The sequence below is a fragment of the Pseudomonas sp. CF161 genome, assembly GCF_000416215.1.
Classification (GTDB): Bacteria; Pseudomonadota; Gammaproteobacteria; order Pseudomonadales; family Pseudomonadaceae; genus Aquipseudomonas.
This window is the reverse complement of sequence record NZ_ATLP01000112.1, coordinates 159,705-169,677: the sequence shown is the minus strand read 5'-3', so window position 1 is coordinate 169,677 and position 9,973 is coordinate 159,705. Positions and strand designations below refer to the sequence as shown.

Here is a 9,973-nt window from a genome sequence, read left to right as displayed (position 1 = left end):
CGTCCCACTTACCCCCCTGCAACAAGGTGATTTCCATGACGGAACAAGTATCCACAAGCAAGTGTGATTCACCGCTTCTCCAGGCGTTTGTCGATAACCGCCTGATTCTGGTCAAGATTGCCGCGCGCATCACGGGCTGCCGCTCGCGCGCCGAAGACGTGGTGCAGGATGCGTTCTTCCGATTGCAGTCGGCACCGCAGATCACTTCGTCGTTCAAGGCCCAGCTCAGCTATCTGTTCCAGATCGTGCGCAACCTGGCGATCGACCACTACCGCAAGCAGGCGCTGGAGCAGAAGTACTCAGGCACTGAAGAGGAAGGTTTGAATGTGGTCATTCATGGCGCGTCCCCGGAAACCTCGCACATCAATTTTTCGACCCTGGAACACATCGCCGACGCCTTGACGGAGCTGCCGAGTCGCACCCGCTATGCGTTCGAGATGTACCGCCTGCACGGCGTGCCGCAAAAGGACATCGCCAAGGAGCTCGGCGTCTCGCCGACCCTGGTCAACTTCATGATTCGCGATGCCCTGGTGCACTGCCGCAAAGTCTCGGGCAACCGCGCCGATACCTACGCCCGCCGTTGAGCCCCGCCTCTTCCTGAGGCCAGCAACTTAGCTTGCAGCCGACCAGGGCCCGGAGCAGAAAACTGCACCGCCCTCGCCGGCAAGCCCGCTCCCGGGATTACAGCAGGGAGCAACGATCGAAAAAGCGTTCACGCCCCAACATCATCAGGGCCGCGCGCTTGTGAGGAAAATCGAACTCCTTCTCGCAGTGAAAACACTGGTTGTGCATATAGCCGATCATCTTCGCGTTATCGGCGCGCGGCTCGGCAACCACCGTCTGGGTGCGCGGGTCGTCGAGGAACAGGTAATGCACCAACGCCGATAACCAGCTCGCCACCTTGTGCGGGCCGCGCTGATCCTCTTCACCCACCAGCATGTGAATGCCGCGATCGTAATTGTCGGCGTCATAGAACGGCGCGATCCGGTCTTCCTTGGCCCAGTAGGCTTCGAAGTAGGCGAACGGCTGGTCGTCGAAACAGCCGATCAGGGTCAGGGTGTGGGGGTCGGCCTGCAGCTTGTCGAGGTATTCGCGGTGCTGCTCGAGGCTGCCCCCTTCCTGCCAGAAACTCAGGACCCGCGGGTTGTTCTGCCAGCGGTTGAAACGCGCCAGGTCGCTCTCGATCTCCAGGGTGCGCAACGACACCCAGCCCCCCAACCGCGCATCGAAGCGTCGATAGACTTCGCCCCGGGGCTTGACCGGACGTCGCGGGTGGCGCTTGCCGTCGCTGATGATCATCTGCTGTGGATAACTGCCGGTCAGCGACTCCCCCAGCCAGGGTTGCGGCAACTGCCAGAACAGGGTGCGCTGGCACAGGTACTGCTCGGCGTGCTCGCCGGCTATCAGCAGCCCGCTGCGCAACGCCTCGTCAGGGCGCTCGGGCAGGTGCCAGGTCAGGCACTGGCAGCTTGGGTCGCGGGCGAACAACCAATAGCAGGCGGCCCAGATGGCCTGGCCCAACGGCCGTTGGTGCAGTTGCAGCAGGTGGACCTGGGTCTGCTCCTCGCGATCGAGGCGCAGCTGGATCAGCAACTGCCCTTCCAGTATGAGGCTCAGGCAGGTGGCAGTTTCATCGGCGGCAAGGCGCTGCCCCTGGGGCAACGCCAGGGCGCTCAGATCGTTCAGATTGGACATGGGTCGGGCTCACGATAATCGTCGACAGTTCAAGCAAGTGACGTGATCGGTGAGCAAAAATTTAGCCTTCAATGCCTGGCGGCGGGCCATCAGGCCCAATCAGCGACGGGCCACTGGCCTGACCACGATGCGGTAGGGGTCGAAGATCTTCAGCATTTGCCCGTTGTCGCGCAGGCCTTGGAGCAACTGGCCGAAGGCTTCGCCGCTGATCGGGGCCTTGGAGCGGATCAGCGCATAGTGGTGATACACCTGATCGATGCGCTCGGACACCAGCAATTGCGGGGCGTCATCGGCGTTATGCAGCAGGAAGTCGCTGAGGTAGGAGCGGGTCACCAGGGCAATGTCCGAACGCCCGCGCAGCACCATCAGCAAATTGCTGTCGTGGGAGTACGTCAGGGTGGCGTTGTAGGTTTGCGCCAGGTACTTGGGGTCGGCGTTGAAGTGGGCAAAGGCATAGTGGTAGCCGCTGAACAGCGCCAGGCGCTTGCCGGAAAGGTCGTTGAAGTATTCCTGGCCCCGCTGCGGCGTGCGCTGGGCGACGAAAATCTCTGCGTCCTCCAGGCCCATGTCGACGCTGGTGTGAGCGATGTCCTGCCAACCCCAGGCGGGGTTTTCAAAAATCGCCATGTCCACGCGGCCCTGCTCGAAATCACGAAAGCGCCGGGGGATGGACGTGGGGACCAGAACGAACTGGTAGTCGCTTTGCAGTTGGTTCAGGGCTTCCACCAATTGCGGCAGGAGCCCGGTGTCGGCACCCTGTTCGGGGCGCACGGTGTAAGGCGGAAAGTGCGCTGCCGCGACCCGCACCAACTGCGCCGCGGTTGCCGGCCCCATCCATAGCGCAGCCAACGCCAGTAACGCGATTTGCGTGGCCGTACGCATGGACAAGGACATCAAGGCAACGCACCTCAAAAAAGATCGGGGGGAATGCAAGTAAGCTAGGCGGTTTCAAGCACTTCGACAACTTTTGCAACAAACAATGATGGCTTGGGCCAAGGCCTGCTAACGGTCCTTGAGCACCAGGGTCAAGGCTTCCTCGGCCAATTGCTCCAGGGTCATGCTGCCATCGGCGCGAAACCAGGTGGTGGTCCAGGACAAGGCACCGGTCAGAAAGCGCCGGGTGATAAACACATCGCCCTTGATATACCCCGCCTCCCGGGCCTCGCCCAGCACCTGCAACCAGATCTGCTCATAGATATCGCGCAGCGCCAGCACTTGCGCCTGGCCCTCGGCGGACAGCGAACGCCACTCGTACACCAGCACCGCCATGGCTTCGCCGCTGCCGCCCATGATCGACTGCAATTCACAGCGAATCAGCGCCAGCACCCGCTCGCGCACACTGCCGGCCGCCGCCAGTTCGACCCGCATCAACGCGGTGTTGTAGTGGATGGTTTCTTCCATCACCGCGCGCAGGATGTCGTCCTTGCTTTTGAAGTGATGAAAAATGCTGCCCGATTGAATGCCCACGGCGCTGGCCAGGTCTCGCACCGTGGTGCGCTCATAGCCTTTATTGCGAAACAGATGGGCGGCGGTTTGCAGCAGCTTGCCCCGGGCGCTGTCGGGATCGGTCAGTTGCCCGTTGGCGACCAGCTCGCGTATGGCCTGCAAGGCTTTTTGCTCGTCCACGGGTTCTCTCCTACATTCAGCCAATCAGAAATACGCTGCCGCCCCTGAAAACAGGCGGGTTGCGCGCGCAATTTAAGCCTCCGGGGGCGACCAAGCAAGCGCTCGGGTCGAAGATATCTTGCGCATTTACAAACCAAGCGCTTGCTTGGTAGTCTCCTCGCAGTTCTTTTACCCGAGAGCCCTGCCATGACCAAGACCGTACGCATCGGCTGCGCCAGCGCCTTCTGGGGCGACACCTCGAGCGCCGCCGCGCAACTGGTGGAAGGCGGACACCTGGATTACCTGGTGTTCGACTACCTGGCCGAAATCACCCTGTCGATCATGGCCGGTGCGCGCATGAAGGATCCGACGGCCGGCTTCGCCACGGACTTTGTCGACGTCTTGAGCCCGCTGCTGGCGACCATTGCCCAGCAGCGGATCCGGGTCATCAGCAACGCCGGCGGGGTCAACCCCCAGGCCTGCGCCGCGGCCCTGCAAGCCGCCTGCGACAAGGCCGGGGTCGGGCTGAAGATCGCCGTGCTGCTGGGCGACGACCTGCAACCTCAATTCAAGCAACTGCGCGATGCCGGCCTCCACGAAATGTTCAGCGGCGCGCCCCTGCCGGCCACGTGTGTCTCGACCAACGCCTACCTGGGCGCCCCGGGGATTGTCGAAGCACTGCGCCTGGGCGCCGACATCGTGATTACCGGGCGAGTGGTCGACAGCGCGGTGGTCAGCGCGGCGCTGGTGCATGAGTTCGACTGGTCGTGGCAGGACTACGACAAACTGGCCCAGGCCGCCCTGGCCGGGCACATCATCGAGTGCGGGGCACAATGCACCGGCGGCAACTTCACCGACTGGCGCGAGGTGCCGGACTACGAACACATCGGCTTCCCTATCGTCGAAGTCGCGGCCGACGGCCAGTTCGTGGTGAGCAAGGTCGAACACAGCGGCGGCCTGATCAACCCCCTGAGCGTCGGTGAGCAGTTGCTCTACGAGATCGGCGACCCGCGTGCCTACCTGCTGCCGGATGTGGTCTGCGACTTCAGCCAGGTCCAGCTGCGGCAACAGGGCAAGCAGGCGGTCAGCGTGCACGGCGCCAAGGGCCTGCCGCCCACGGCCCAGTACAAGGTCAGCGCCACCTACCTCGACGGGTTTCGCTGCACCGCCAGTTGCCTGATGGCCGGCATTGATGCCGTCGCCAAGGCGCGCCGGGTCAGCCAGGCGATCATCGACAAGACCAGCGAGATGTTCAGCCAGCGCGGCTGGGGGCCCTACAGCGAAGTGAACATCGAACTGCTGGGCAGCGAAGCCACCTATGGTGCCCATGGCCAGCGCCAGGACAGCCGTGAAGTGGTGATCAAACTGGCGGTGCGCCATCCGAACAAGCAGGCCCTGGTCCTGTTTTCCCGGGAGATCGCCCAGGCCGCCACCGGCATGGCGCCGGGCCTGACCGGGATCGTCGGCGGCCGGCCGACGGTGTATCCGTTGATCCGCCTGTTCTCCTTCCTGATCGATAAACAGGCCTGCCCGTTAAGCATCGACTTCGCCGGGCAGCAGCATCCCTGTGCCCTGCCCGCCGTCGATGCCCTCGACCCGGCGGCCCTGCCCGCCCCGCACCCGGTGCCCAGGCCCGAAGGGCGCGCGGACGCCAGCGTGGCCTTGATCAAGCTGGCGGTGGCGCGTTCCGGCGACAAAGGCAACCACAGCAATATCGGGGTCATGGCCCGCAGCGCCGAGTACCTGCCGTGGATTGCCGAGGCCCTGACCCCGCAAGTGCTGGTGGACTGGATGAGCCACGTGCTCGACCCGGTGCATGGCCGGATCGAACGCTGGTACTTGCCGGGCAGCCACAGCCTCAACTTCCTGCTGGAAAACGCCCTCGGCGGCGGTGGCGTGGCCAGCCTGCGGATCGACCCGCAAGGCAAGGCCTTCGCCCAGCAGTTGCTGGAAATCCAGATCCCGGTGCCCCAGGGCATCGCTGACGCCGTCAATTAACCCAAAGGTGCCGCCGTGGCTTACGACTCGATCTTCAAACCTGGGCTGTTCAGCGGCCAGACCGTGCTGGTCACCGGCGGCGGCAGCGGTATCGGCCGTTGCACCGCCCATGAACTGGCGGCGCTGGGCGCCCATGTGCTGCTGGTGGGGCGCAAGGCCGAGAAGCTGCAAGCGGTGGCCGGGGAGATCGCCGAGGACGGCGGCAAGGCCAATTGGCAGGCCTGCGATATTCGCGACGAAGAAGCGGTGAAGGCACGGGTGGCCGAGCTGATCGCCGCCCACGGGCCGATTCATGGCCTGGTCAATAACGCCGGCGGGCAGTACCCCTCGCCCCTGGCGTCGATCAATCAGAAAGGTTTTGAAACCGTGATGCGCACCAACCTGGTGGGCGGCTTCCTGATGGCCCGGGAAGTCTTCAATCAGTCCATGAGCACGCACGGCGGGAGCATCGTCAACATGCTCGCCGACATGTGGGGCGGCATGCCGGGCATGGGCCATTCCGGCGCGGCGCGCTCGGGGATGGACAACCTGACCAAGACCGCCGCCTTCGAATGGGGTTACGCCGGGGTGCGGGTCAACGCGGTGGCGCCGGGCTGGATCGCCTCCAGCGGCATGGACACCTACGAAGGCGCATTCAAGGCGGTGATCCCGACCTTGCGCGAGCACGTGCCGCTCAAGCGCATCGGCAGCGAATCGGAGGTCAGCGCGGCGATTGTGTTTCTGCTGAGCCCGGCGGCGGCCTTTATCAGTGGCAGCACCCTGCGCATCGACGGCGCCGCCAGCCTTGGCAGCCGCGCCTGGCCGCTGCACAAGGCGCAACGCGGCACTGCGGCGTACAACGGTTTCCACCGCGCCTACCTGCCGGACGTACTCAAGGATGAGGAGTAAGCCATGCCGGTGATCCACTCCCAGCTCGACCCCCACAGCCCGTCATTTGCGCAGAACCGCGAGGCGATGCTGGCCGCCATCGCGCAGATCCGCCAGCTGGAGCAGAACCTGCTGGACAAGGCCGCCCAGGCCAAGGAGAAGTTCGCCCAGCGAGGGCAGTTGCTGCCCCGTGAGCGCCTCAATTTGCTGCTGGACCCGGGGGCGCCGTTCCTGGAACTGGCGAGCCTGGCCGGCTACAAGCTGCATGACGACAAGGACGGCAGCCAGGCCGGTGGCGGCCTGATCGCCGGGATCGGCTACGTGTGCGGGGTGCGCATGCTGGTGGTGGCCAATAACAGTGCGATCAAGGGCGGCACCATCTCCCCCAGCGGCCTGAAAAAATCCCTGCGCCTGCAGCAGATCGCCCTGGAAAACAAACTGCCGGTGGTGACCCTCGCCGAGAGCGGTGGCGCCAACCTCAACTATGCGGCGGAGATCTTCGTCGAAGGCGCGCGCAGTTTTGCCAATCAGGCGCGCCTGTCGGCCATGGGCCTGCCGCAGATTACCGTGGTCCATGGTTCAGCCACTGCCGGCGGCGCTTATCAACCGGGGCTGTCGGATTACGTGGTGGTGGTGCGCGGCAAGGCCAAGCTGTTTCTGGCCGGACCGCCGCTGCTCAAGGCCGCCACCGGTGAAGTGGCCACCGATGAAGAACTGGGCGGTGCGCAAATGCACGCCCAGGTCGCCGGGACCGCCGAATACCTGGCAGAGAACGACGCCGATGGCCTGCGCATCGCCCGCGAAATCGTCGGCCTGCTGCCGTGGAACGCCCAGTTGCCCGTGGCCGCCCCGCGCCCTTACGCCGAACCGCTGTACCCGATCGACGAGTTGCTGGGGTTGATCCCCGACGACCCGAAAAAACCCTACGACGTGCGGGAAATCATCGCGCGCCTGGCCGATGCCTCGAACTTCCTGGAGTTCAAGGCCGAGTTCGACCAGCAGACCATTTGCGGCCATTTGCAGATTCAGGGTCGGGCCTGCGGCTTTATCGGCAACAACGGGCCGATCACGCCCAAAGGTGCGAGCAAGGCCGCGCAGTTCATCCAGCTGTGCGATCAAAGCCGCACCCCGCTGCTGTTTTTCCACAACACCACCGGGTTCATGGTGGGCACCGAGTCGGAACAGCAAGGGGTGATCAAGCATGGGGCGAAGATGATCCAGGCGGTGGCCAATGCCCGGGTCGCCAAGCTGACCATCGTCGTCGGCGGTTCCTACGGCGCCGGCAACTACGCCATGTGCGGACGCGGGCTGGACCCGCGCTTTATCTTCGCCTGGCCCAACAGCCGCACGGCGGTGATGGGCGGCGCCCAGGCCGGCAAGGTGCTGCGCATCGTCACCGAGGCCAAGCACGCCAAGCAAGGCCAGGTCGCCGACCCGAAGATGCTCGACATGCTGGAACAGGCCACCGCGCAAAAGCTCGACAGCCAGTCCAGCGCCTTGTATGGCAGCGCCAACCTGTGGGACGACGGGCTGATCGACCCCCGGGACACCCGCACGCTGCTGGGCTACCTGCTGGATATCTGCCACGAGGCCGAGGTGCGCCAATTGCAACCCAACAGCTTCGGCGTGGCGCGGTTTTGAAACGAAATACCCCTGTAGCCGCTGCGGCTAGGCGGCGCTGACCCTAACTGACACCGGCCGTACACCTGATATCCCTCTTGTGATTTGGAGGGCCAGCGCAGCCTTCGGCAGCGGCTACAGGTCGGGCGTTCGGGCCATCAGGATTGACGCGGTGTGACTCAACCTCAGGAGCACAATAAAAATGATCTTCACCCAGGAACATGAAGCGCTGCGGCGCACCGTGCGCAGTTTTGTCGAGCGCGAGATCAACCCCCATGTCGAGGAATGGGAGAAAGCCGGGCGCTTTCCGATCCACGAGGTGTTTCGCCAGGCTGGCGAGCTGGGGTTGCTGGGCATTTCCAAGCCGGAGAAGTTCGGCGGCATGGGCCTGGACTACAGCTATTCGATCGTCGCCGCCGAAGAGTTCGGCACCATCCATTGCGGCGGCATTCCGATGTCCATCGGGGTCCAGACCGATATGTGCACCCCGGCCCTGGCGCGGTTCGGCTCCGATGAGTTACGTGAGCAATTCCTGCGCCCGGCCATCAGCGGCGAACAGGTGGGCTGCATCGGCGTCTCCGAGGTCGGTGCCGGCTCCGACGTGGCGGGCCTGAAGACCACGGCGCGCAAGGATGGCGACGACTACGTGATCAACGGCAGCAAGATGTGGATCACCAACTCGCCCTGCGCCGACTTTATCTGCCTGCTGGCCAACACCTCGGACGACAAGCCCCATATCAACAAGTCGCTGATCATGGTGCCGATGAACACCCCGGGCATCAGCCTCAGCTCGCACCTGGACAAGCTCGGCATGCGCAGCTCGGAAACCGCCCAGGTGTTTTTCGACAATGTGCGGGTGCCCCAGCGCTACCGCATCGGCCACGAGGGCGCGGGCTTCATGATGCAGATGCTGCAGTTCCAGGAGGAGCGGCTGTTCGGCGCGGCCAATATGCTCAAGGGCCTGGAGTACTGCGTCGACAGCACCATCGAGTACTGCAAGGAGCGCAAGACCTTCGGCAACGCGCTGATCGACAACCAGGTGATCCACTTCCGCCTGGCCGAACTGCAAACCGAGATCGAATGCCTGCGGGCCCTGGTCTACCAGGCCACCGAGCAGTACGTGCGGGGCCAGGACGTGACCCGCCTGGCGTCCATGGCCAAGCTCAAGGCCGGGCGCCTGGGGCGCGAAGTCAGCGACAGTTGCCTGCAATATTGGGGCGGCATGGGTTTCATGTGGGACAACCCCGTGGCCCGGGCCTATCGCGATGTGCGCCTGGTGTCGATTGGCGGCGGCGCCGACGAAATCATGCTGGGCATCATCTGCAAACTGATGGGCATCCTCCCGGGGAAAAAGAAATGAGCCGCCTGCCCGAATGCCAGACCCTGCTGCTCGAACCCCACAACGGCGTGTTGCACATCACCCTCAATCGCCCGGACAGCCGCAATGCCATGAGCCTGCAAATGGTCGCTGAACTGCGCGCGGTGCTGGCTGCCGTGCGGGACGATCGCAGCGTGCGCGCCCTGGTACTGGGCGGCGCCGGCGGGCACTTCTGCGCCGGTGGCGACCTCAAGGACATGGCCGGCGCCCGCGCCCAGGGGCCGAGCGCCTACCGCGAGCTGAATCGCGCCTTCGGCACCTTGCTCGAAGAGGCGCAACAGGTGCCCCAGGTCTTGATCGTGGTCCTGCAAGGTGCGGTGCTCGGTGGCGGTTTCGGCCTGGCCTGTGTCAGCGACATCGCGATTGCCGACCACCAGGCGCAGTTCGGCATGCCCGAAACCAGCCTCGGCCTGCTGCCGGCGCAGATCGCCCCCTTTGTGGTCCGGCGTATCGGCCTGACCCAGGCCCGCCGCCTGGCCCTGACCGCTGCGCGTTTCGACGGCAACGAAGCCGAACGCCTGGGGCTGGTGCACTTTGTCGAGCCTGATCCCCAGGCCCTGGCGGAACGCCTGGACGAGGTGCTGGCCCACGTCCTGTGCTGCGCCCCCGAGGCCAATGCCGCGACCAAGGCCCTGCTTCTGGCCAGTGCCGACGAAGCCCTGCCCGCCCTGCTGGATCGCGCCGCCGAGCAGTTCGGCCAGGCGCTGGTCAGCGCCGAAGGGGTCGAAGGCACCCTGGCTTTTGTACAAAAACGCCAACCGGCCTGGGCCCGTTGAGCCAGTGGCCGGCCAGCCACTGCCGCTGAAGCCG

The 9,973-nt window shown here is 64.6% G+C and carries 9 protein-coding genes; 6 read left to right on the top strand and 3 right to left on the bottom strand.

Annotated elements, in window-relative coordinates; all coding sequences use genetic code 11:
- Positions 1-35 precede the first annotated feature (35 nt).
- Positions 36-584, top strand: a complete 549-nt coding sequence (locus tag CF161_RS26680; RefSeq protein WP_020299746.1) for an RNA polymerase factor sigma-70 — start codon at positions 36-38, stop codon at positions 582-584.
- Between the two features lie 97 nt (positions 585-681).
- Here the strand turns inward: CF161_RS26680 and CF161_RS26675 are convergent, their stop codons facing one another.
- The 3 genes from CF161_RS26675 to CF161_RS26665 all read right to left on the bottom strand — a co-directional run bounded on the left by CF161_RS26675 (position 682) and on the right by CF161_RS26665 (position 3,321).
- Entirely contained in the window at positions 682-1,695 is a 1,014-nt protein-coding gene (locus CF161_RS26675; RefSeq protein ID WP_020299745.1) for a GNAT family N-acetyltransferase, read from the bottom strand.
- Between the two features lie 99 nt (positions 1,696-1,794).
- Positions 1,795-2,589, bottom strand: coding sequence for an ABC transporter substrate-binding protein (locus CF161_RS26670; RefSeq protein ID WP_043230457.1), 795 nt, complete (start codon positions 2,587-2,589; stop codon positions 1,795-1,797).
- 108 nt (positions 2,590-2,697) lie between these two features.
- Positions 2,698-3,321, bottom strand: a complete 624-nt coding sequence (locus tag CF161_RS26665; RefSeq protein WP_020299743.1) for a TetR/AcrR family transcriptional regulator — start codon at positions 3,319-3,321, stop codon at positions 2,698-2,700.
- Positions 3,322-3,507: 186 nt separating this feature from the next.
- Here CF161_RS26665 and CF161_RS26660 point away from each other — a divergent pair, with 186 nt between their 5' ends.
- The 5 genes from CF161_RS26660 to CF161_RS26640 all read left to right on the top strand — a co-directional run bounded on the left by CF161_RS26660 (position 3,508) and on the right by CF161_RS26640 (position 9,939).
- Positions 3,508-5,298: an acyclic terpene utilization AtuA family protein gene (locus tag CF161_RS26660; RefSeq protein ID WP_020299742.1), complete on the top strand. Its 1,791-nt coding sequence runs from the start codon at positions 3,508-3,510 to the stop codon at positions 5,296-5,298.
- Between the two features lie 15 nt (positions 5,299-5,313).
- Positions 5,314-6,186 carry an SDR family oxidoreductase gene (locus tag CF161_RS26655; RefSeq protein WP_020299741.1) on the top strand — a complete coding sequence of 291 codons (873 nt, stop codon included), beginning with the start codon at positions 5,314-5,316 and terminating at the stop codon, positions 6,184-6,186.
- A gap of 3 nt (positions 6,187-6,189) precedes the next feature.
- Positions 6,190-7,806: a geranyl-CoA carboxylase subunit beta gene (gene atuC, locus CF161_RS26650; RefSeq protein WP_020299740.1), complete on the top strand. Its 1,617-nt coding sequence runs from the start codon at positions 6,190-6,192 to the stop codon at positions 7,804-7,806.
- Positions 7,807-7,987: 181 nt separating this feature from the next.
- Complete coding sequence (gene atuD / locus CF161_RS26645) at positions 7,988-9,145, top strand: citronellyl-CoA dehydrogenase (RefSeq protein ID WP_020299739.1); 1,158 nt, start codon at positions 7,988-7,990, stop codon at positions 9,143-9,145.
- Positions 9,142-9,939: an enoyl-CoA hydratase/isomerase family protein gene (locus CF161_RS26640; RefSeq protein WP_020299738.1), complete on the top strand. Its 798-nt coding sequence runs from the start codon at positions 9,142-9,144 to the stop codon at positions 9,937-9,939. Before atuD ends, CF161_RS26640 begins: the two co-directional genes overlap by 4 nt.
- Positions 9,940-9,973: the final 34 nt, after the last annotated feature.

Bases quoted from the DNA above. Each gene is read 5' to 3' on its own strand.
- CF161_RS26680 (WP_020299746.1), top strand. From the start codon at position 36: ATGACGGAACAAGTATCCACAAGCAAGTGTGATTCACCGCTTCTCCAG.
- CF161_RS26675 (WP_020299745.1), bottom strand. From the start codon at position 1,695: ATGTCCAATCTGAACGATCTGAGCGCCCTGGCGTTGCCCCAGGGGCAG.
- CF161_RS26670 (WP_043230457.1), bottom strand. From the start codon at position 2,589: ATGTCCTTGTCCATGCGTACGGCCACGCAAATCGCGTTACTGGCGTTG.
- CF161_RS26660 (WP_020299742.1), top strand. From the start codon at position 3,508: ATGACCAAGACCGTACGCATCGGCTGCGCCAGCGCCTTCTGGGGCGAC.
- atuC (WP_020299740.1), top strand. From the start codon at position 6,190: ATGCCGGTGATCCACTCCCAGCTCGACCCCCACAGCCCGTCATTTGCG.
- atuD (WP_020299739.1), top strand. From the start codon at position 7,988: ATGATCTTCACCCAGGAACATGAAGCGCTGCGGCGCACCGTGCGCAGT.
- CF161_RS26640 (WP_020299738.1), top strand. From the start codon at position 9,142: ATGAGCCGCCTGCCCGAATGCCAGACCCTGCTGCTCGAACCCCACAAC.